Source organism: Rhodococcus sp. P4_B6, assembly GCF_056402215.1.
The window spans coordinates 17915-40064 of record NZ_JBFUHV010000056.1 but is presented as its reverse complement, the minus strand read 5'-3'; the positions used below and the strand labels follow the sequence as shown (position 1 = coordinate 40064).

Here is a 22150-nt window from a genome sequence, read left to right as displayed (position 1 = left end):
AATGGTCGACACCAAAATCGCCGTACTCGGCAGCGGAGCCAACGGTGCCTCCATCGGCGCCGACCTCACCCGAGCCGGACTCGACGTCACCCTAATCGAGCAATGGCCCGAACACGTCGAGGCAATGCGCACCCGAGGCGTCGAAGTGCGGATGCCCCACTGCACCGAACTCACCCCGGTCCGGGCGTTCAACCTCTGCGACGTCGCCACCTTCCGCGACAAATTCGACGTCGTCCTGATCCTGATGAAGGCCTACGACACCCGCTGGGCCAGTGAACTCGTCAAACCCGTCCTCGCCGACGACGGAATAGTCGTCGGCATCCAGAACGGCATGACCATCGACCCGATGGCCGACGTCCTCGGCGCCCACCGCACCCTCGGTAGCGTCATCGAAATTGCCTCGAACATGTTCGAGCCCGGCATCGTCAACCGGGACACCCCCCGCGAACAGTCCTGGTTCGCGGTCGGGGGCATCGAAGAACGCGCCCACGCACGCGCCGCCGACATCGCCGCGATCTTGGCCCACGCCGGGCGCGTCGAAGTATCCGACGACATCCGCTCCTCCAAATGGATGAAGCTGGTCGCCAACAGCACCGAACTGGTCACCTCCGCAGTCCTGAACATGACCGTCATGGAAGCTGTGCAGGTCCCGGGCATGCACGACCTCATGATCGAAGCCGGAAACGAAGCAGTGCGAACAGCCCTGCAACTCGGGCACACGTTGCGGCCGATCATCGGGATGACCAAAGCCGATCTCACCGAGCCCGACCGGTTCGCCGCAGCATTGCTCGACGTGGTGCACGACGTGTACTCGATCCCGGGCCAGAAGACCACCGTCCTCCAGGACTGGCTCAAGGGCCGCTGCAGCGAGGTCCACGAGATCAACGGTCACGTCGTACGTGAACAACTCCGACTCGGTGGCACAGCACCCGTCAACAGCGCCGTGGTCGACATCGCGGAAGCCGTCGAACAGGGCACCCTCACCGCAGGACCGGACGTCGCACCGATGCTCATCGAACGCGCCGGCCTCTCGACCGTGAAATAGAAAGGACCGCAGATGCCGATCTGCCACATCGTCACGCTGAGCTTCACCGCCGACCTCCCCGAAGAGGTGATGCCGCAACTCGAACAACGCCTCACCGAGTTCGTCGACGGCCGCCCAGGGATCCTGTCCTACACCTGCGGCATCGATCTCGGGCTACACGAGTCGAACGCGGACTTCGCCATTGCCGCCACCTTCGACTCGATGACCGCGCTCGAGGCCTATACGAGCCATCCGCAGCATCAAGCGATCATCACCGAGTTCGCGCGTCCGTACCTCGTCACTCGCTCCGCGGCACAGTTCGAACTCTGACCTGACTGACACGACCGACGAAGACAACCGGCATGGTGTATTCGGACCGATAGCGCCGAATGTCCAGGCAGCAAGATAAACCAGGCTGGACGCGGTCCGGTCTCAGCGTGTCGCTGGCAACGAAGCCGACACGGGAAGGTGGTGATGATCGGCTGAGTGCGGCAGTCCCGGGGTGCCGAAATTCGACGGGGGATTGTTTGAGAGTGAGCATGTGATGCCGCCCGCCGTTCGTTGCAAGACTGGAAACTTACCCTTCGAACTCACGAGTTTCGTAGGACGCCGCCGCGAAATTGCCTATGCCAAACAACAGCTGGCGAAGTCGCGGTTGGTGACCCTCACCGGGATCGGTGGGGTCGGTAAGACACGGACGGCTCTGCGAGTTGCTGCGGATGCGCGGCGGGCGTTCGACGGACTCTGGCTGATCGAACTGGGCGAGCTGCAGAACTCAGCAATGATCGCAGACGCGGTGGTGACGGACCTGGGACTGTATGAGCAATCACCGACCGCCGCCCTCCCACTTCTCATAAAGCATCTCGCGGATCAGCGGTTTCTGCTGGTTCTCGATAACTGTGAACACCTAGTCGATGCGGCTGCAGAGTTCGCGGAGACTCTTCTGCGAAATTGCGCCGAACTTCGGATCCTTGCAACGAGTCGTGAACCACTCGGGATCGGCGGTGAGGTCGTATTGCGGATTCCACCGCTGGCAGTTCCCGGAACCGGCCACGYTCCGTCCCTTCAAGGGCTCCCCGGATACGACGCCATAACGCTGTTCGCGGAGCGAGCAGTCGCCGAAGTGCCCGAATTCGGCCTCACCGAGCAGAACCGGGTTGCAATTACGCAGATCTGTCAGCGGTTGGACGGCCTTCCATTACCGATCGAACTGGCGGCGGCACGACTGCGTGTGATGTCTGCTGAACAGATCCTCCAACGACTCTCCGACCGCTACCAGATACTGACAGCAGGAACCCGTAGGGCTCCCACACGACAGCAGACGCTGCGGTTGTGCATCGACTGGAGCTACGCCCTGTGCTCGGTAGCAGAACGCGACATGTGGGGCCGACTCTCAGTATTCGCCGGTAGTTTCGAACTGGATGCGGCAGAAAGTATTTGCGCCAGCGAAACGGCTCCAGAGACCACGTTGGACGTCGTTGCTTCGCTGATCGACAAGTCGATACTGATTCGGGAGGAAGTCGGTCGCAGTGTGCGTTATCGGCTGCTCGACACACTTCGGGACTACGGGCGGGAGAAGCTGCAGAAGGCCGCCGACCACGAGCCCCTTCAGCGCAAACATAGGGATTGGTACCGGCAACTGGTGCTGCGTGCGGAGGCCGAATGGATTGGCCCTCAGCAAGTGGAGTGGATTGCACGGCTGACTCGGGAACTGCCCAACCTACGCGACGCGATCGGCTTCTGTCTCGCTGTCCCGGGTGAGGAAGCCGCGGCACTCGAGATCAGTGCCGCCTTGTACCCATTCTGGTTCTGCCGTGGGCTCCTCACCGAGGGGCAACGATGGCTGGACCAATCGCTGAACCTGCACGACGGAAAGCCCACCGTAGATCTGGCGAAAGCCCTCTGCGCGGACAGTGTCCTCGCTGACAGGCAAGGGAACCTGCCGAAGGCCGCATCGCTGCTCGACTCACTCCGCGGTATTGCCGAGGACACCGGTGATACCGACATCTGCGGGTTTGTCGCGTACACCGCCGGGCAGTTGGCTCTTCACCAGAGTGATCACCGTCAAGCAGTCGAGGCCTTCGAGAACGCTCTCGCAGCATTCCACGCGGATCAAAATGGTCTCCTCTTCAGAATTGGTGCGTTGCAAGGACTAGGGCTCGCACGTTGCCTGCTCGGAGACTTCACCCGCGCCGCTGCCTGCCACGCAGAAATACTGGCTGTTACCGAACCCCGCCAAGAGCAGGTCTACCGGATCTACGCCCTGTGGGCTCTCGGTTTGGCCTGGTGGCGGTCGGGGGATACGGCTCGAGGGGCGGATCTCCTCAAACAGAGCCTGCGAATTCTTCGTGTCGTCGATGACCCACTTGCGTCCGCTTGGTGCCTAGAAGGGTTGGCCTGGATCGCCGCCGGCGAACGCCGGGCGCAGCGCGCAGCCGTATTGATGGGTGCTGCCCACTCACGATGGAATGCGGTCGGTAGCCCCAGCGTCCACCTTCCAGGAATGGTCGTTTTTCACAAGCAGTGCGAACGACAGAGCCGCTCCGCCCTCGGCGACCGAGCCTTCGCAGCATCCTTCCGCCGAGGAGCACGTGCAATATGCGCGGACGCCGTCACCTATGCCATCGACGAACACGTGCATGCGCCCACTGACTCACCTCGCAACCGGATCAGCCTGACGAAACGAGAACGCGAGGTTGCCGGTCTCATAGCTCAGGGTCTCACCAACAAAGCGATCGCTGGCGAGCTTGTGATCGCACAACGCACAGCGCAGGGGCATGTCGAACACGTTCTTGCCAAGCTAGGCTTCACCTCCCGCGCCCAGATTGCTGCTTGGGTAGTCGAGCAGGGGAAGAGTCAGCGTCCCTAACCGTGTTGCACGCAGAGCGTACGGACCCTCATACCGTGCTTTCTTCTGCCGCTATCGGTCATTGGCTCTGCACATGTACGCGCGCTGGCGGCCGAGACGATCGGCGATCCTCCATCCATAGTGGGTGGCGGTGGCACTCGCTTACGCGATTCGACCGTGACCGCCCATTTGTCGATGTTCCCGACACCTACGACACGGCCGGGAGTTTATCGCCCGGCTGGGTGGCATCGGTCCCAACGAGCATCGACGTCGCGACATCGAGAGTTGCCTCCTGCATGTTGTCGGCCGTTCCTCCGGTTTTGAGTATTGAGCATCGTCACTATGTGCACGATCGTGTAACCCGACCTCACCGTCACGATCCGAGTCGTATCGATCGCTATTGAGCATGATTAGTGCGGCAAGATGGGACCACACGATAAGCGGAGGCACGATGACCGATCTTGCGCAGCGCATGCTGAAGGATGCGGCGCTGAGCCGTCCCGAGCAGGCTGCGCTGGCGATCGGTCAACTCGCGGAACGGGCACCTCAGGGGGCGCGGCTGGGTACGAAGAAGGAACTTCAGGAGCAGTGTGGCGTGGCCAAGAGTACTTTCAACGAGGCCCTCCGCATCCTGCAGTCCCGTGGGGTCATTACCGTCCGGTCAGGTCCCGGCGGGGGGCTGTTCGCAGCCGCACGAACCCCCATTGCTCGTCTTGGAGACTCCATCCTCTCCCGCGGTGCGGCGGAAGGAAATTTCGCCGACGTCGTCCGCGTAAGGGACGCTCTCGACCCCCTTGTGATCGAGTACGCACTCGATCACAGTTCCGCCGTCGATATCGCCCGCATGCGCACTGCCCTTGGCGTCATGCGGCAGTCCGCCGACGACGGCGACGCAACCGCCTTCGTCCGAGCGCACGGGGAACTGCACGCCGCGATCGCCCGGGTGAGCCCCAACGCGATCCTGAAGTCGATCTACCTCAGTCTGCTGGAGGTGGTCGAGTCGCCTACCGCGCCCGATCATCCGGTCGGCCGGAAACCACTGGCGGAGTATCTCGCTGAGCTCCACCAAGTCGACGTCGATCTCGTCGACGCCCTCGATACGCGTGATCGCACCGGGGCGATGCGCCTTATTCACAAGCACAACATCTCTCAACCCCCGAAAGCGGCATCCTGAGCGAGATCCGTGGAGGTCAATCCACGGGGGCCGCGTGGGGTGGGAGTTGGTGCAGGAGGTCGTGGTCGGCCAGTGTCTTACGCAGGGCTTCGTTGTCCAAGGTGAGAGCTTGGACGTGTTGGGCGAGGATATGTGCCCGTTGGCGAAGTGCGCCGACTTCTCTGCTTTCGCGGCGTGTTCGGGCCGCGAGTTCCGTTTCCAGCGTGCGGATCCGTTGTCGCAGAGACTCGGGGTTCGTGCCGCTGTGGGTCTGGCTTGTCGTAGTTGCGGCGCGCAAGCGTTCGATGGTACGGCCGGCGCGGTTGGCCGTGGCCCGGGAAACACCCGCCTCGCGGGCGAGGCCCGCGACGGTCAAGGCCCCGTCGGTCCGTAGCGGTTGCCCCGACAGCAGCCGATCGAGAGCGGTCTCCAACGCCTGCTCGGTCGCCGTGCTGACGCCCGTCACGCTGGGCTCTCCCCGTCGATCGGTGCGAGGAGGCAGGTCATCGTGGAGATTTCCTTCTTCAGGGCGTCCCGCTGGGGTGCGGAGAGTCGTTGAACTGCCATCAGTTCGGTGGCGTCGGCGATGACGGTGCGGATGGCGGGGGCATGGGCGGTGGTGACGCAGGAATTGCGGCACAGTTCGGGTCGGCAGTGGTTGGTTACCGGCTCCGTGGCTGCCGAGGGTTGCGGGAGACAGAGCGCTGTGGCGGGGTCGAAATAGCAGTCGTTGAGTATGCCCGGGAAGTAGGTGCGGGCGGTGTTGGCGAGCATTGCACGGACACGGGCGCGGTCGACCACCCGGCCGGGGAGGTCGCCGAGTTCGGCCCGGATCTGGCCGAATTGCTCGGCCAGCCGTGGTGGGGTGCGGACACCGGCGATGAAGTCTTCGTACTGGTCGAGGAAGGAGTCGAGTTGGGCGAGCGCGCGTTCGTCCTCTACCTCGGAGCGAAAGCCGGAGGCCGAGGTGCCGGCGTAGCCCTCGAAGATGGCGACGCGAACATATTTGTACTGGATTTTTCCGGCGACGACACCGAACGGTTGCCGGGCGATGTGCCAGGCGACGGTGCGGCGAAACTGACGGGTGGTGAACCGCCACGGCCGACCGTCGATGTCGGGAATCGGATCATGCGGCCGGATCAGGGCCAGGTGGTCGCGGAACCGGTTGAGGAAGTAGTTGATGTCGTGCGCGATCAAGTCCTGGTCGACGGGCAGGCCATGACGCTGTTGCACAGCACGCAATTCGTCTCCGAGTTCGGCCGCACTGGATGGCCTGTTCTCAACGGCGCGTGCCATGGCGTGTTCGATGACGGTCGCCAGATCGTGGGGGAAACCGCCTTCTCGCAGGTCCGGGACCGGGTGGCTGGTTATGCGGAGGAATTGGGCGACGATCTGCTCGCCGCTGCGCCGTTCGTGGGCCGCGTGGCCGGTGAGTGCGCAGAACAAGGTGGCACCGAGACTGTAGACGTCCGATTCGGGAGCCGGAGGCCGCCCCTCGAGGACCTCTGGTGCGGTAAACGCCGGGGAACCGGTGATCGAGCCGGTCGAGGTCTCGAAACCACCCGAGATTCGGGCGATACCGAAGTCGGTCAGCTGGGGCTCTCCATAGTCGGTGAGCAAGATGTTCGCAGGTTTGACGTCACGATGAAGGGCGGCGCCGAGGTGCGCCGTCTCGAGGGCGCCGGCGATCTTGACTCCGAGTCGCACCACCTCCGGCCACTCGAGCGGGCCGTCCCTGCGAATCCGCGCATCCAAGGATCCACGCGAGTGATACGGCATCACCAGGAACGGTCGCTTGGTCCTGGTGACGCCGACCTGATAGATATCGACGATATTCGGATGCCCGGACATTCTCCCCATGGCGCGTTGTTCGCGAATGAACCGCGCAAGATTTTCTGGGTCGAGGTTCGAAGTGAGAACCTTGACCGCCACGGTCCGCTCGAGATCCTCCTGCTCGCATCGGTACACCACCCCGAAACCCCCACGACCGATCTCCGCGGCATCCTCGAAACCAGCCGCGGACAGTTCGATCGCGACATCGACGTCGCGTTGGGTCGCCGATGGGTCAGCGTCCGTCATAGGTTAGGCACCACCTCTGACATGCCTTTTCAGGATAGACGGGTTGTGTAGCTGCCCTAGCCGAACTGCAGAGCTGCTCACGTCGAAGTCGCGTTCACACGGTGAGAGCGGACAATCATCTCGTCGTCTTCGGGTCGCCCGACTCCCGCGCCGTCCCCGAGCGTTGGGTGTCGCCTGCGTGGTCAAGAATTGTGAGCAGGTCGGCGAGGAGCTTGTCGGCTTCTTCTTCGATGCCGTCGAGAAGGTCGGTGACGTCCTCGAGGTGGGTGTGGGCTTCTCGGCGGGCGGCGATGCCGCGGTCGTAGTAGCCCTGATCCAGCTCGATGTCCACCACGACCGGGACCGGTGCGTCTTCGCTTGACTGTGTCGGGGGCTGCTTGGTCGGAGGCCGCTTGTGTACCGGTGCCTGCCCGGCCAGGTGCGCCCGGACCAGGACGGCGATGGAATGCCCGGTCAGCGGAGTCGGATCGAAGGGGGTATGCCCCCACCGGTCGATGGATGTGAAAAGTGGTTGCTCGTCGCAGCGCGCGCTGTCCGCGAACGCCGATAGGCTCGCACCTTTGTCGAGGCGGCCGGCGAGAAGCTGGGTGCTCGGATACCGGTCCAAGAACCCGAGCACCTCAATCCAATTCCTATACACGGCTGCCGGATTCGCTTCGCTGGAAGCAATGCGGGCCCAGCCCTCCCCCACTCGCACCACCAGCTCATCGTGTTCAGTGGTGACATCAGTGCGGCGCAGCCGGGCGATCTGCTCGAACCCCAGACCAGCGGCGGCCAGAGTGAGGAGGAGAGCGTCGCGGCGGCCGAACAACCCGCCCGGCCACCCGGTCAGCGGAATCCGTGGCACCACCTGCGCCACCCGCTCCCCGACCCGAGCCAGCCGGTCGGCGCGCGCGTTGCTGAGTAGCTGTCGGATCGTTTCCGTGCGGCCCGGCGCCGCAAAGCCGGCGCTCGTGTGGACGGCGTTGATCGCAGTGACCCGGCGGCGCTGCGTCCCATCGGCAGCCGGATGGTCGGCGAGGAACTCCGCCAGCACCGACGGAATCGCGGGCAGAACGCGGTAATCGCAGGCCTCGCACCAGTCGACGAACAAGGCCCAGTCGTGCCGGTAACGGCACGACACCACCAGATCCGCACTGTTACCCACCGATGAGGTGATGGTGCCGGAGTCGACGTACACGGTCAGAGTCCGATGTCGGTGACGGCGTTCCCGACGAGGGGTGCGTGTTCGCGGGCGTAGAGCTCCACAGTCGCGGGGTTGGTGTGTCCGCTCTGCCGCATGATCGCGTGCGCGTCGGCGCCGTTGCGGAACGCCTGGGTGACGAACCCGGCCCGCAGCGAGTGCGCACCGAGTTGAGCGACGACGTTGTCGTCGTAGCCGGCCGCGGCGGCGCGGCGGCGGATCGCCGCGTGCACCGACGCCCCCGACAACGCGGTGTCGGAGAGGTTGCCGTTCTTGGCGATCGCCCGGAACAACGGTGCCCGGGCCCGCATGCGCGGCAACCCTGTTCGGCAGACATGGCCCTCGAACGGTGGTGCGGTGCGCAGCAACCGGATCACCCCGGGTCGACTGGCGAGATCGTATGCGGCGACGACCTGCGCCCACCGCACATACGCACACGGTGGGCAACTGTAATGGTGGGTGGTGAACGGCAACGCCCGCACCGTGCCGGTGCCGTCCTGGTCGGTCTTCGACCGCCGCAACCGCACGTGCACCCCGTCCAGCCTGTGCACGGTCACGTCCCCACAGGTGAGGGCGACCAGTTCGCTGCGCCGGAACGCGCCGGCGAAACCCATCAACAACAGAGCAGTGTCACGGCGTTCGTGCACCTCGGCCGCCCAGCCGGTAACAGCCCGCCGGGCGGATCCGACGATGGTGACGACGTCGTCGACCAGCAACGGGGCCCGGGGACTGCGGGGTCGGTCACCGTTGGTGGCGTAGGTGCGGCGAATCCCCGACAGCGTTGAGACCACCAAGGCCTCGGTGCAAGGGTTCCGCAGGTTCGCGGTCCGGTGGTAGTGCCCGATCACCGACACCCACCGGTTCAACGTCGACGGGGAGTAGGCCTTCTCCCCCACCTCGGTGAGGGTATCGGCGGCGTCGACCAGATACGCGGCCACCGTCGCCGGGTGCGCCGACAACGCCGCGTGGCCATAGGTGTGGCACCAACTGCGGAAGCGGCGCCAGTCCGAGGCATAGACGCGGCGGGTTCCCGCCGATTGCGACGCCTCGAGCGCCCCAGCGATCTGCGCCACAACCTGCTCCGACAGCTCCGGAACCGCACCCCACCCACCGTCGGCCGGACTCAACCCTGCCGGCGTGCTGGCGGTTACCTCGATCGTCACACCGGGAATCTACCCACGGTCACCGACACCACCGGTGCCGCGCCGGTCAGTGCCGAGAGCGGGACTGCTCGTCGGTGTGCATCGCCAGCACGGCAGCGAACGCGGTGATCAGCAAACCCAGCAGAAGCAGCACATTCATCGTCTCTCCCCCGCCGCCGACCTCGACCACTACCGGACGATGCGGAAGAGCCTCGGCCTCGACCGAACCGTGTTCGTCCAGGCCAAGTATTTCGGCACCGACAACACCGCACTCCTGCACGCCATCGCCCGCAGCGGCGACCGGGCACGGGGCAGCCGACTCGACGCCGGCGGAGTACGCGGACTGCGCTTTTCCGTCTGGAACCCCGCCGACACCGTCACCACCATCGACATGATCGCTCCCCTCGCCGCCCGGATCGCCGACCTCGGCTGGCACGTCCAACCTGTTCACCGGCGTGCCACGGCAACTACCTGCGCGGCAGCATCGAAGCCGCCGGACTCGACCCGAACAACCTCGCCGTCTCCGACCCGTCCGCCATGGACTTCGGCGGCGGCGAGGACGCCGACACCGCCGCGAAGTCCTAAGCCAAGCCCTGGCGCGACATCTGGGGCGCCGGGCAGGGCATCGGCGCCGTCGTCCCCGCGGCACAGATCGTCGAACGCCTCAGCCGCGAGTACACAGTCGCGAAAGGTCAACTGCTACAGCCGGTCTGAAGTCCGATCGGTCGAGATCGACTCCAGCTCGGATATGACAGGCCAGAGTCGATCTCGCCCATCGGAGTCGGGGACCTAACCGATACGGCGCCCCACGTCGAACAAGGGAAACGACGTACATGGAGGTCCTCGATTACCGAACTCTTGGACGAGCTACCAGCTCAATGGCGGCCTCGAAGGCCCGATCGATCCGATCACGGTCCCTGGTCATGATGAGATCCAGCTGCAAACCACGCACCTGCGCCAGCAGGAGGGTCGCCATGACCGCGGCTTCGTCAGGAAGCCATCCATCCTGCACCAACCGCTCCTCGATCGGTACGAGCCAGTCATTGATGATCGACTGCACCAGGCGGCCCCCGCGATCGGGTTGACGGCCCGTGCGCCCGACCAACTCGAACAGCAAAACGAACTGCCGTTGCTCCTGAGGCTCACACAGCCAACGCCACGCCGCCCGAAGGAACCCGGATGCCGACTCCGCAGAGCGCAGTCCCTCATCCGACCTCTGTCGATCCCGGAACTCGGCATGGATCTTTCCCAGCACCTCGAGGAGCAGCTCGTCCTTGGACGAGAAGTGCCGGAGCAACGTCGCGTGCGTGACCCCGAGTTCTTGCGCGATTGGACGCAGGGACACGTCCCCGATGCCATGGTCGAGAACGTACTCGGTTGCCGCCGCCAACAACTCCGGTCGCCGATGCTGATAACGGACGGTACGACCGTCCACGCGCTCTGCGTTCATCGCCAAATCCTAACCCTGTCTTCGAACCAAATTTAGCAGTACCAAATGGTTGTGATAACCAGTCGGTACTGATAAATTTCAGTGTACCGCCGATGAACAGGACCTGACCGACCTGCACCACCCGCCGGCATCTCCGCCGGGTGGTCACGCCGCCCCTACGCGCAGAGGGGTCGCCACAGCCCCGAGGCAGCGTGCGCCCCAAAACCTCGAAACACAATGCAAATAAGCATAATTCGATACACGCCGCAGGAATGATTCGGCACTACAACACCAAGACCTGCACAGCCCACCACCCTCCGCACCCAAAGGACGACCATGACCGACAAACCGACCACCTCCTTCGCCGGGTTGGGCTTCTTCACCGGCATCGCCCAGCACGAGAATTTCTGTCAGATGGCCACCCTGCTCCCGTCGACAACGTTGGCCCCGTCCTCTGACCCGTACGTATGGCCGACATCCGACACCATCGCCCTACCGGAGAAGTACGAGTTCGGCGGCGCCACCAAGTCGTTCGAAGACTTCTTCGTCGAGACCGACACCGCGGCCCTGCTGGTGCTCGTCGACGGAGCCATTCGTCACGAGCGGTACGCACTCACCGGTGGCCCCGACGTACCGTGGATCTCGATGTCAGTAGCGAAGAGCTTCATCTCGACACTTGTTGGTATCGCCGTCGAGGAAGGCCACATCAAGAGCATCGACGACCCGATCAGCGACTATGTCCCGGTCAACCCGGGATCCGCCTACGACGGCGTCCCGATCAAGCAGGTTTTGCTAATGTCGTCGGGGGCACGCTGGAACGAGGATTACAACGACAGCGAAGCCGACGTCTTCCGCCTCGCCGCAGCCATGGATGTCGGCGGTTCCCTCGACGAGTTCGTCGCCAGTGCAGTGCACCAGGAGACGCCGGGAACGCTCTGCCGCTACAACTCCGGCGACACCCAGGTACTGGGCGCGCTGCTGGTGAAGTCGACCAAGCGCTCGATCACCGACTACATGCAGGAAAAGCTGTATGAGCCCCTCGGAATGACCTCACCCGGGCACTGGCTGACCGACTCGGCCGGGATGGAGGCCGTATTCGCGTGCCTGAACATGACCGCCCGGGACTTCGCCAAGATCGGCGAGCTCTACCGCAACGGGGGGCGGTGGCAGGGCAAGCAGATCGTTCCGGAACAGTGGGTACGGGACTCCGTCGTCCCGAGCGGCGCGCAGTTCCAGCCAGGACAACCGATCGTCGGCACGCACCGGTTCGATCTCGGCTACGGCTACCAATGGTGGATTCCTGCCGGCAACCGTGGCGAGTTCAGCGCCATCGGTGTGTACAACCAGTTCGTGTATGTCGACCCGTCAACGAATGCCGTCATCGTCAAGCTGTCAGCGAACCGCGCGTACGGAACCACCGATAGCGAATCCACCAATCGTGAGAGTGAGACGGTCGCCTTCCTCCGATCCATCACAAACACTTTGCGGGACTGATGATCGGGATTCCTCGCCGCGAACCAAGCATTGCTGCGGTAGACGGCGAGGAAAACTCCCGAACAATGACCGTCAATGGTTGCGCTGCCCGCCCCCGAGGACGACGCCAATCAGGCGACAAACCCGGGGTCGGGCCCACAAACCGCTGGCGCGCAGAAGGCCGCAGCAACCACTCGTATCCGGATAAAGCGTGAATGTTCAGACCGCAGGCTCCGCCCCTGTTATCTCAGGACGACAACCACGGGCGATCCAGAACGCATTGAGGATTCTCACGGAAGTGGCCCGCGCGGGCGAAGGAGTAACGGCCAGGGACATCGCAGTCACACTGGCCATACCCCCCGCGACCGTATACAGACTACTGACGCTTCTCATCGACGACGGATTCGTCCTTCGGCGACCTGACCGTCCAGGCTTCGCACTTGGCCACAAGGTCGCCGCGCTCGCCAACACCGCCGTCAGGCCAACCCTGTTCACCGCGGCCCGCGACCTCCTCACCGAGCTGCGTAAGGAGACCCCCTTCGGTGTCCACCTCTACTCCTACACCGCCACAGCGGTACGCCAAGTCGACCCGGATCCAGAATGCCAGTACCGGTCCGAGGAGAACTACCTCAACCAGCACCTCCACGCCAGCGCCGTCGGCAAACTAATCCTTGCCGAGCACGACGTGCTCGACTCGACCTTCCAGCCCAGAGGCCCCCAACAGCTCACCGCCCGGACCATCCACGTACGCAGCGAACTGCGCCGGCACCTCAACCTCGTCCGCGACCAGGGCTATGCCACTCAGGTGGGCGAGCTACGCAACAACTCCGCCTGCCTCTCGGTGCCAATCCGATCCACCACCGGCACCCTCGTCGCCGGCCTGGCTCTGTCGGGACACATCGACCATTTCCACCTGATATTTCGCCACCTAGACGCACTGCAACAACAAGCTGCTCAGCTGGCACCACTGCTCTCGTAACCAGTACCCCCAACAAATCAGCCAGCACAATACCGAGACGATGTGCGGCAGCTCCTGCGCCCGCGATCTTGACTGCGATCCGCAGCACCCCTCCAGCGCAAGTGGGCCGTGCCGGACGATCCGCGCATCGAGTGAGCCTTGGGCGCAAAAGGGCCTCACGATATCCGGCCGATCATGGGCGGTGACCCCGACCTGCAGAATGTTGACAACGTTCGGGTGGCCGGCGAGGAGCTGGGTGCTCGGGTACCTGTCCAGAAAGCTGCTCGTTGCCGGGTTCGGTCGGTGCGACTCCGGCGCGGGTCAGCGCATCAGGCGCCGTGGTGTGTCAGCCGCGGTGCGCGGCGAGGAAGCCGGAGATCGCGCCGAGGACCGCGCTGACGATCAGGCCGGCGGCGAGAAACGGGATGGGGTTCACCGATTCCATGTGCCCGGTGGTCACGTAGAGGGCCTATATAGTGCCGCGGCCGTGGATTTCGTGCAGGTGGGGACGGAAATGCCCGTGACGGGCCGGCGCCGGGCGGCCTCGGTAACAGCACAGTCGGTGATCGCGAAGTTGATCTTGTGTGGACACTGATACTGATCGGAAACACTGATACTGATCGGAACGGCCCTCGGACTCGGCGCGGGTCTGGTGTGTACCAGCCTGTTCGCCTGGTGGCTGTCATACCCGGTACACGTCTACACCGCCATCTACGAATCGCTCGGCGCCGAATATCGGCCCTCTGCAGAGAAAAAAGTATGCTCACCAGCCTTTTTAAGCGAGACGTTGCGTAAATGCTTTTTTACAGCACCAACCCCGTACAAATCCGCGTACCCGCTCCGATCGGTCAACGGCGCACCCGATAGCGCAGGTGAAGGACCCGGTTGCCCTGAATCACCACATCAGGATCCTCCAACAGGTGCTGCGCGTGGACCGACCCGAAGTAGCGCTTGCCGGACCCGAACACGACGGGTACGACGTCCATGCGCACCTCGTCGACCAGGCCCGCGGCAAGCACCTGGCCACCGACGTCGCCAGCGGCGACCTCGACGATGCGGTCACCCGCAAGCTCCTGCGCCTTGGCCACGGCTGCCTCGACGCCGTCGACGAAGTGAAACGGTGTCTCGGGGTCCCAGCCCTCGGGCTCCGGCCGGTGCGTCACGACGACCACGTGGTCGATCCCGCTCGGAGGCTTTCCGTCCCAGCCGTCGGTCATGTCGAAGACGTGGCGGCCGACGAGTGTCGCCCCGATCTGGTCCCAGTACGGCCGGGTGTAGTCGTAGGACGTCTGTGACACCTTCACCTCGCCGCTCTCGTCCAACGGGACGTCACCGCTGGACAACCAGTCGAACAGCGGTCCGGGCTGGTCATTCTCGTCCGCGATGAAGCCGTCCACCGACACCGAGCTGTACATGACCACCTTGCCCATGGGGCGCTCCTCTGCTTTGGGGTGCCCCAAATTTAGCGTGTCGTGAGCTGTCGTTCTTGTAGGAAATCAATCGGCTGGCCGCGGCCAGCTGTCCAGCACGTGGCCGGGATGTTCGCGCAGGAACTGCCGCCGGACTCCGTACGCACATCCGCTTGGCGTGGTGGAACTGCCCTCGGTGTGGCCTGACCGATGATTGCTTCGCGCCGTGCTGGTCTGTACACCGAGTACCGACCCACGGGAGGCTGACACCATGCGGAAACTGACCTTCGCCATGAACGTGAGCGTGGACGGCTACATCGCCGCACCCGGCGACGACCTCGGCTGGAGTGTGCCGAGCGACGAGCTGTTCCAGTGGTGGTCCGACCGGGTGAGGGCGACAGGCACAGCGCTGTACGGGCGCAAACTGTGGGAGACGATGAGCTCCCACTGGCCGACCGCCGACCAGCAGCCGGGTGCCACACCGGCGGAGATCGAGTTCGCCCGCCGCTGGCGGGACATGCCGAAGGTGGTGTTCTCCTCGACGACCAGCACGGTCGACTGGAACACCCGCCTGGTCACCGGCGACGCGGTCACCGAGATTGCCCGGCTCAAGGCCGAGGACGGCGGCCCCATGGATATCGGCGGCGCCACACTCGCTGCAGTGGCCATGCGTGATGGGCTGATCGACGAGTACGCGATCGTCACCCACCCGGTCCTGGTAGGTGGCGGCACGCCGTTCTTTGCGGCCCTGGACAACTGGGTGAACCTGACCCTGGTGGAGACCGGGACGTTCCCTGACGGCGTGGTCCTGACCAGGTACGAGACCAGGCGCTGAGTACCCACCCTCGGATCGGCGTGGGCTTCGGGCCGGCACTGATTCAAATTTCGCATTGCGCCACCGGCGTTCCCGGGGTGGCTATTGGTTGCTGAACCAGGCGACATTCCCATCGGACCCCCGAACGAAGTTGGATCGGGTGCCGGTGGGTTCGAGGTCGGGGCCAAGGTCRAGCCCATAGTCGGTCTTGTAAAGCGCAAGACCGAGATTCGGGACTGTCTGCTCATCCGGMAGGTAGGTRCCATCCGGGGCGTCGCTCATGTTGCCGACGAGCTGGCCRTCTTTGCCGCGGAAGTKGATCACGACGGTCCCCAGGGTGCCCGATTGATCGATGTCGTCAGTGGCATACRCCCCCTCGTAGGGCGCCAACTCGGCCGTGCTCAACTTCTGGGGCGTYGCGGGCAGGTTASTGATTCCGGCGAAGCGGCGAAGCGACCAGTCCTCGGCGAACAGTTCGTTGAGCAGTTTCSCTCCACCCTCGGAATTGGTGAGCACGGTCATGGCGAAGTTACGGCYGGGCACCATGAAGAACCCGGATCGTTGACCCGCCCAGGTCCCGCCATGTTGGACGATCGTCTCGTTCTCCGCGGACGGCCGCAGCATCCATGWCACTCCCAYGCCGGTGAGTTCGACCTGAAGCGTGCCGCCGACGCCTGGATTGGAACGCATGGCGATGAGCGAGTCTTTGCTCATCAACCGATCTCCCTTGGGTGTAGTGCCGTCGCCGAGGTGGAAGCGCGCGTAGCGCACCTGATCCCGCACGCTGGAAATCAACGATCCGGTCGGGTTGCAACTGCGCGAGAAGAACCAGAAACCCGGATCCACAACGGCTTTTCCGTCGTCGACGTTGTGGGAGGCGGCGATATTCCGGCCGACTATCTGGTCCGAGAAGAAGCGGGTGTGACTTAACTCGAGCGGGTCCAGCAGCATCTTCTGGACGGCGTCCTCGTAGACCGATCCGGTCACGACCTCGACAATCCGCCCCGCCACGACCAGCCCCGCATTGTTGTAGGCGAAGACCGTGCCCGGCGAGGTCTTCTGTGGGAGCCGGGTCATCGACGCCACAAACTTGGTTATCGCGTCGTCGCCTCGACCGAAGTCCTGGAGATCGTCACCGAGCCAACCCGACGTGTGGTTGAGCAGTTGTCGCACCGTCGCCGTGGCGCTGGCKTCTGGATCGGCGACCGCGAAATCGGGCAGATACTGGCGTATCGGYGCCTCCAGATCGAYYTTGCCCTCGTCGACGAGGCGCATCACGGTCGTTCCGGTGAACGTCTTCGTCGTGGAGCCGATCCGGAACAGGGTGTCGCCGTCCACCGGTGTCGGGTGGTCGACATTGGTGACCCCATACCCCTTGATGTACTCCTCACCGTCGGCAATGACGCCAACCGCAACCCCGGGGATCGCGTAGTCCTTCATCGCCTTGTCGATCTTGGCGTCGAGCTCGTTGAACGCTTCCTTCGCGTTCGCCGGGACACTCGTAGCTGTGGTGGTCGACTCCTTCGACGAACATGCCGGCAGTACGAGCACCGCCAATCCGGCGACCGCCCCGCCAAGCACCGCCCGGCGCGACAACTCAGGGCCACCGACGGCGAACACCTCGGTCGTCATCGGCGTGGCGGGAGAATGTCGTATGCCGGCAGTTGCGTCGTGTCCGTGCAGGATGTGTCCGGCTTTTCCGGATTGTCGAAGAATGACGCGATTATCTCGGCTCCGCACGGTGGCTCTGCATACACACCGTGTGCAGCTCCGGGCACTACCGCGACTATGGATTGCGAGAGATCCTTCGCGATGTAGTCGCCCCACACCGCTCCGGTCTGCCCGTCGTAGGTTCCCGACAGCACAAGCGAAGGGATGTCACTGATGGTGATGTCTCGGATCGAGTCAGGGGCCTTMGGCACGTCCCACACTTCGCAGGCGTCGCGCAGGAACGGCAGCTGCGGCGCTTGAGCCCGAACGGACTCCGGCAGTTCAGGGAATTCCTTTTCCGCCTGTTGCATTGACTGCTCGACGGTCTCGAACGGGATCCATTCACGGCACCAAATGCTCAGGGTGAGACCCCAATGGAGGACGCCCCTCTCCGGATGCCCCCAAACCTCGGCCCAACGCGACGCAATGGGCTGCGCATTCCCGTTTGCGAGCTCATCGACCGTTGATGGGAACTCTTTCGGTAGATGGGTAGCCACGGGGACAAACCAGTTCAGCAGCATTCCGCCGTCGACGACAACCTTCGTCTCTCCTACACCCTCAACGTTGACCGTCGTGGTGATGGGCTTCGCCTCGAGCTCATTGACCAGCCGGATGAATGTTGCCCCCAGGTCGGGATAGCGCTCTTTGCATGCCGGCTGGTCCTCGCACGCCTTGACCATGTTGTCGAATGCTTGGCGAGCGCTGGCCCAGGTCCACCCCAGGGCACCAACCGATGGAGGCGTCACTCCGTCGAACACGATCGACTCGATRGCGTCGGCGTCTTGACGCATGTAGATCAGCGCAAGGTCGGTACCGTACGAGTGGGAGAACACATTCCACTTCTCGAGGCCGAGTGCCTTGCGTAAATCRATCAGGTCATAGGTGCTCTCGGTCGAATTGAACGCCGAGAGGTCCACGGTGGGGGCCAGGCGGTCGTGGCACTCCTTCACCGCTTCTACGTACGCATCCCGTGTGGACTCAGCGTTCCACGCCATTCCGATCCTTTGGGCGAAGAACTCGAAAATCTCCGGGCAGGGCAACGGCGAGCTGGACGTGGCGTTGCCGCGCTGTCCCATCAGGATCAGATCGCGATCACGGTTCAGCGGGACGTCCGGGTTGATCGGGGGATCCGTGACCCCATCCTGACCGGGCCCGCCCATGAGAAAGACGATCGGAGCCTTGGTCGGCGGCTGCGTTTGCGACGGAACGATCGCTACCGCCAAGCGCAAGGTTCCGCTGTCTGCTTTGGTGCGGTTCACCGGTACCAACAAGTCCCCGCAGCGAGCATTCTCCAGCAGTGGGACCGGATGCGGCGTCTTCGCGCACGGACCCTCGGCAAACTCCGCCGGCGGATGAGCCACAGTCGTCGGTGGCGAACTGGACGGATCGGAAGTGTTGCTACACGCCGAGCTGACGAGAATCGAGACAAACGCAATCGCCGTTATCTGGTTCACAAACCGCATGTCGACCACCCTGAATGGCGACCGCCCGAACCTTGTGTTCGGGCTCGGCCCGAGTATTTACCCAGATAAATCCTGGCACACCCCGAATACCGGAAGTTTGAGAACCGATGAAATCCGGCGATCCTTATGCGGACGCTCGGTGATGAATCGAATCGTGCGGTCGGYCAGCTCGGTTGAGAAGGCATTCCATAGGCGACGCGAGATCACCGCCGCAAAACGAGATAGTCGGTGCGATAGATTCCCCGATTGGCGTCAGGGACGGGCCAGTTGCCCGCTGTGGTCATGATGAAAGGCAGCCCGTCCAGTCGATTGTCCATACGCGCGCCGAGCGTCCCGCTCGCGATCCTTGGGTTCGTGCGGTGATCGCAACACCACTGATCAAAGGGTGTTGCACATGGTGAAATATTCTCATCGGATGGTTCCGGAGATCTTTCAGACGTTCTGGTCGGGGATGGCGGCGGGTGAGTTCATCACGGGCGCGGCCGAGGCGACCGGCTCGTATCGCAAACAGGGTGCTCGGTGGCTTGCGGCCTGTGGTGGGGTGCGTCCCCGGCGTGGCCGCAACCTCGAGGGCCGGTGTTTGACGTTCGCGGAACGGGAAGAGATCGCCATCGGCATCGCCGCAGGTCACACGCTTCGTGACATCGCGAAAGCCCGGAACCGGAGTCCGTCGACGATCTCACGCGAGATCGCCCGCAATCGTGAGCCGTCCGGGCGGTACCGAGCCAGATCGGCTCACGCAGCCGCCTACCATCGGGCCTCGCGGCCCAAGCCGTCCAAGCTCGCGACCAATCCGTCGCTGCGCGAGACGGTCGAGAAATCCCTGACCGAGTGCCATTCACCCGAGCAGATCGCGGGCCGCCTCCGACTCGATTTCCCCGACGATCCACAGATGCGGGTGAGCACCGAGACCATCTACCAATCGCTCTACCAACCCTCCCGCGGCGGACTCGAACACACACCCTCACCCGATCGTTGCGGACCGGACGTGGGCTGCGCCGACCCAGTCGGAAGGCCGGCCAGCGCAAGAATCGGATCCCCGACATGGCCAACATTGCGGACCGCCCCAAAGACGTGAAAGACCGTGCAGTACCGGGACATTGGGAGGGTGATCTCATTGTCGGTAAACGGAATCTGAGCGCGATCGGCACACTCGTCGAACGTTCGACCGGCACCGTCATGCTCGTTCATCTGCCCGACGGATCCAAGCCCGAGCAGACCGCGCCCGCGTTGACCGAACAGCTCGAGACGCTGCCCACGAGCCTGCGCCAAACCCTGACGTGGGACCAGGGTTCGGAGATGCGGGACTGGAAGAGCGTCAGCGCGGCCACCGGGATCGACATCTACTTCTGTGATCCACACGCGCCCTGGCAGCGCGGGACCAACGAGAATACGAACGGCATTCTCCGCCAGTACTTCCCGACTTGTATGTGATGAACGGTGTCGTGGTCGGGTTTGCTGCCCGTAGCGTGGCCGTAGGACGCCGGGGCGGGCTGACTCGAGTACTTCCTGCCGAATGCTGGCTCCCTTTGGGTGTGTCGTCCCGGTCGGCGTCCGTTCGCGGCTTGACTCAACAGAGGCGTGACAACGAGGCACTGGTGAGCGGTTTCTCGAAGTCGGGTTGTCAGCCGCGGATCTCCCGTCGACGTCACAGAAAGGGACCCGCCCACGATGATGCTGATAGGTATCGATCCACATAAAACCACCCACACGGCCACCGCTGTTGAACCCGGCACGAATCGGGAAGTCGCGTCGATCCGCATCGACGCAAGTTTGCGGGAGTACCGGCGGATGCTGACATGGGCGGCGCGGTGGCCGCAACGACGGTGGGCGATCGAGAATGCTGAAGGCCTCGGCCGGCACCTGACCTCTTGGCTGATTGCGCGCGGTGAGGACGTCGTCGACGTCCCTTCCACGGCCACTGCCCGGGTCAGGCAACTCTCTCGCGGCGGTGGCCGCGAGAATGACCGCATCGACGCCGCAGCCGCAGCCTGCGTGGCGGCATTGCAAGGCGATGCCCGACCCGTTGCTGCTGAAGGTGCCGCCGACGCACTTGCCGTGCTCGACGAACGTCAACCTGTCCCAGGCCAGGGTCCGTGCGGTCAACCAGTTGCACGCGCTACTGCGGGCACTGCTCGCCGGTGGCGCACCCACCGACCTATCCGCTGCAACTGCGGCGGCGCTGCTGCGCAGCATCCGTCCGAGCGCCGAGGTGGAGCGGGTCCGTAAAGCCGTGGCAGTCGATCTCGTCGCCGAGATTCGATCCTTGGACACGCGTCTGAAGGCCAGCACGAAAGCCATCGCTGAGCTGGTCGAGAAGTCTGGAAGCACGCTCACCGACACTGTCGGTATCGGTCCCGTCATCGCCGGCCGGCTCATCGCGAGGACCGGACGTCCCAGTCGATTCCCGAGCTCGGCTGCCTACGCGAACTACGTCGGGGTCGCCCCGATCGAAGTGGCCAGCGCCGACAAGACGCGCCATCGGCTCTCACGCACCGGGGATCGTCAACTGAATGCCGCGTTACACACGGCGGCCATCACTCAGATCCGAATGTCTGGCAGCCGGGGAAACCTCTACTACAAGTCGAAAATCGCCGAGGGCAAGACACCGCGCGAAGCGAAGCGCTGCCTCAAGCGACGACTCGCCGACCACGTCTGGCGGGTCATGATTGCCGACGAACGCCGCCGAGAGGCGAGCCTGGGTGGACACTCGGGGGCGACTCTGCAATCCAGCGCGACTGGCTCAACCCCGACCACCAGTTCTTCGGACAAGTCACTTCCCAAGCCCGCCAATTGCGATTCTACGACGCCCCACCCAGCCGCTTGACAAACACAGAGGCACCCAAAGGTTCGGACCTGAGTGTGCACTCGAAAGCAGACCTGGAGTGGGTCTCACGGCAACTCAATGAGCGCCCCCGGAAACGGCTAGAATTTCGCACACCCATCGAAGAGATGGAACGACTGCTGTTGCGATGACCGCCAGAATCCGCCGATCCTCTTACGGGACACTCGAAACGCTCCCTCACTCGAACGGCCACCAACTTGGAATCTGACGCGGCTCCCCTTTCGGGCCGCATCCACGGGCGATAATGGTCCCCATGACCGCAGAACTTGTCCCGTGCGAGATGGACGAGTGCCAAGACGAGGCGACGCACACTGTGCGGATCCAATTAGCTGATCAGCCCGAAGAGATCTGGCAGGTGTGCCGATCACACGACCGCCAGCTCAAGACCGCAGCCGGCCGAAGGCGCAGCCGCCGGTCGAGCAACCCCCTGCCTTCCGATGCAGGGACTGCGATCAGGTTCTGCAGGACAACACTCCGCCCTGCCCGGTCTGCGGCTCGCTAATCGAGTGATCAGCCCGCGCTCCGCAGCGATCGCCTTGGCAATGTTGTGCGCCAAATATGCCGGCAAACCATCTTTTTTGTGCTGGTAACGAGACGTGTTGATGCAGGACGAGTAGATA

The 22150-nt window shown here is 63.8% G+C and carries 15 protein-coding genes and 5 pseudogenes; 11 read left to right on the top strand and 9 right to left on the bottom strand.

Features of this window, described 5'->3' with window-relative positions; all coding sequences use genetic code 11:
• Position 1 precedes the first annotated feature (1 nt).
• The 4 genes from AC1DWT_RS24940 (at position 2) to AC1DWT_RS24925 (ending at position 5046) form a co-directional block, all read left to right on the top strand.
• A complete protein-coding gene (locus AC1DWT_RS24940) occupies positions 2 to 1045 on the top strand; it encodes a ketopantoate reductase family protein (protein ID WP_477922614.1) in 1044 nt (347 codons plus the stop codon).
• Positions 1046 to 1057: 12 nt separating this feature from the next.
• A complete protein-coding gene (locus AC1DWT_RS24935) occupies positions 1058 to 1354 on the top strand; it encodes a Dabb family protein (protein ID WP_206014058.1) in 297 nt (98 codons plus the stop codon).
• A 172-nt stretch (positions 1355 to 1526) separates the two neighbouring features.
• Positions 1527 to 3893 carry an ATP-binding protein gene (locus AC1DWT_RS24930; protein WP_477922612.1) on the top strand — a complete coding sequence of 789 codons (2367 nt, stop codon included), beginning with the start codon at positions 1527 to 1529 and terminating at the stop codon, positions 3891 to 3893.
• Between the two features lie 430 nt (positions 3894 to 4323).
• Positions 4324 to 5046 carry a FadR/GntR family transcriptional regulator gene (locus tag AC1DWT_RS24925; protein ID WP_206014057.1) on the top strand — a complete coding sequence of 241 codons (723 nt, stop codon included), beginning with the start codon at positions 4324 to 4326 and terminating at the stop codon, positions 5044 to 5046.
• Positions 5047 to 5062: 16 nt separating this feature from the next.
• On the opposite strand, the gene AC1DWT_RS24920 is transcribed toward AC1DWT_RS24925, so the two are convergent.
• The 5 genes and pseudogenes from AC1DWT_RS24920 to AC1DWT_RS24900 all read right to left on the bottom strand — a co-directional run bounded on the left by AC1DWT_RS24920 (position 5063) and on the right by AC1DWT_RS24900 (position 9865).
• The gene (locus AC1DWT_RS24920) at positions 5063 to 5491 is read right to left on the bottom strand and encodes a hypothetical protein (RefSeq protein WP_206014056.1); all 429 of its coding nucleotides are present in this window, start codon (positions 5489 to 5491) and stop codon (positions 5063 to 5065) included.
• Between the two features lie 734 nt (positions 5492 to 6225).
• Positions 6226 to 7104: pseudogene (locus AC1DWT_RS24915) on the bottom strand (serine/threonine-protein kinase); the annotation flags it as partial.
• Positions 7105 to 7219: 115 nt separating this feature from the next.
• Positions 7220 to 8284: a hypothetical protein gene (locus tag AC1DWT_RS24910; protein WP_206014054.1), complete on the bottom strand. Its 1065-nt coding sequence runs from the start codon at positions 8282 to 8284 to the stop codon at positions 7220 to 7222.
• Between the two features lie 2 nt (positions 8285 to 8286).
• Entirely contained in the window at positions 8287 to 9444 is a 1158-nt protein-coding gene (locus AC1DWT_RS24905) for a tyrosine-type recombinase/integrase (protein WP_420855140.1), read from the bottom strand.
• A 52-nt stretch (positions 9445 to 9496) separates the two neighbouring features.
• Entirely contained in the window at positions 9497 to 9865 is a 369-nt protein-coding gene (locus AC1DWT_RS24900; protein WP_206014052.1) for a hypothetical protein, read from the bottom strand.
• Between the two features lies 1 nt (position 9866).
• Here AC1DWT_RS24900 and AC1DWT_RS24895 point away from each other — a divergent pair.
• Positions 9867 to 10143 (top strand): annotated as a pseudogene (locus AC1DWT_RS24895) (NAD(P)H-dependent flavin oxidoreductase); the annotation flags it as partial.
• Between the two features lie 133 nt (positions 10144 to 10276).
• Here the strand turns inward: AC1DWT_RS24895 and AC1DWT_RS24890 are convergent.
• Positions 10277 to 10819, bottom strand: coding sequence for a TetR/AcrR family transcriptional regulator (locus AC1DWT_RS24890; protein ID WP_477922611.1), 543 nt, complete (start codon positions 10817 to 10819; stop codon positions 10277 to 10279).
• A gap of 375 nt (positions 10820 to 11194) precedes the next feature.
• Here AC1DWT_RS24890 and AC1DWT_RS24885 point away from each other — a divergent pair, with 375 nt between their 5' ends.
• Both AC1DWT_RS24885 and AC1DWT_RS24880 read left to right on the top strand, forming a co-directional pair.
• The gene (locus tag AC1DWT_RS24885) at positions 11195 to 12352 is read left to right on the top strand and encodes a serine hydrolase domain-containing protein (RefSeq protein WP_206014050.1); all 1158 of its coding nucleotides are present in this window, start codon (positions 11195 to 11197) and stop codon (positions 12350 to 12352) included.
• A 223-nt stretch (positions 12353 to 12575) separates the two neighbouring features.
• Positions 12576 to 13310: an IclR family transcriptional regulator gene (locus AC1DWT_RS24880; RefSeq protein WP_477922620.1), complete on the top strand. Its 735-nt coding sequence runs from the start codon at positions 12576 to 12578 to the stop codon at positions 13308 to 13310.
• A gap of 827 nt (positions 13311 to 14137) precedes the next feature.
• Here the strand turns inward: AC1DWT_RS24880 and AC1DWT_RS24875 are convergent.
• On the bottom strand, positions 14138 to 14719 hold the full coding sequence (locus AC1DWT_RS24875; RefSeq protein ID WP_206014049.1) for a dihydrofolate reductase family protein: 582 nt from the start codon (positions 14717 to 14719) through the stop codon (positions 14138 to 14140).
• Between the two features lie 250 nt (positions 14720 to 14969).
• On the opposite strand from AC1DWT_RS24875, the gene AC1DWT_RS24870 reads away from it, so the two are divergent.
• Complete coding sequence (locus AC1DWT_RS24870) at positions 14970 to 15533, top strand: dihydrofolate reductase family protein (RefSeq protein WP_206014048.1); 564 nt, start codon at positions 14970 to 14972, stop codon at positions 15531 to 15533.
• Between the two features lie 81 nt (positions 15534 to 15614).
• Here AC1DWT_RS24870 and AC1DWT_RS24865 read toward each other — a convergent pair whose 3' ends face one another.
• Together AC1DWT_RS24865 and AC1DWT_RS24860 are read right to left on the bottom strand one after the other, a co-directional pair.
• Positions 15615 to 17144 carry a serine hydrolase domain-containing protein gene (locus AC1DWT_RS24865; RefSeq protein ID WP_477922609.1) on the bottom strand — a complete coding sequence of 510 codons (1530 nt, stop codon included), beginning with the start codon at positions 17142 to 17144 and terminating at the stop codon, positions 15615 to 15617.
• Positions 17141 to 18685 carry an alpha/beta hydrolase gene (locus tag AC1DWT_RS24860; RefSeq protein ID WP_477922607.1) on the bottom strand — a complete coding sequence of 515 codons (1545 nt, stop codon included), beginning with the start codon at positions 18683 to 18685 and terminating at the stop codon, positions 17141 to 17143. The genes AC1DWT_RS24865 and AC1DWT_RS24860 overlap by 4 nt, the downstream gene beginning before the upstream one ends.
• A 394-nt stretch (positions 18686 to 19079) precedes the next feature.
• Here AC1DWT_RS24860 and AC1DWT_RS24855 point away from each other — a divergent pair.
• The 3 pseudogenes from AC1DWT_RS24855 to AC1DWT_RS24845 form a co-directional block, all read left to right on the top strand.
• Positions 19080 to 20107, top strand: a pseudogene (locus tag AC1DWT_RS24855) (IS30 family transposase); the annotation flags it as partial.
• Positions 20108 to 20356: 249 nt separating this feature from the next.
• Positions 20357 to 21371 (top strand): annotated as a pseudogene (locus AC1DWT_RS24850) (IS110 family RNA-guided transposase); the annotation flags it as partial.
• 155 nt (positions 21372 to 21526) lie between these two features.
• A pseudogene (locus AC1DWT_RS24845) lies at positions 21527 to 21661 on the top strand (IS30 family transposase); the annotation flags it as partial.
• Between the last annotated feature and the right edge of the window lie 489 nt (positions 21662 to 22150).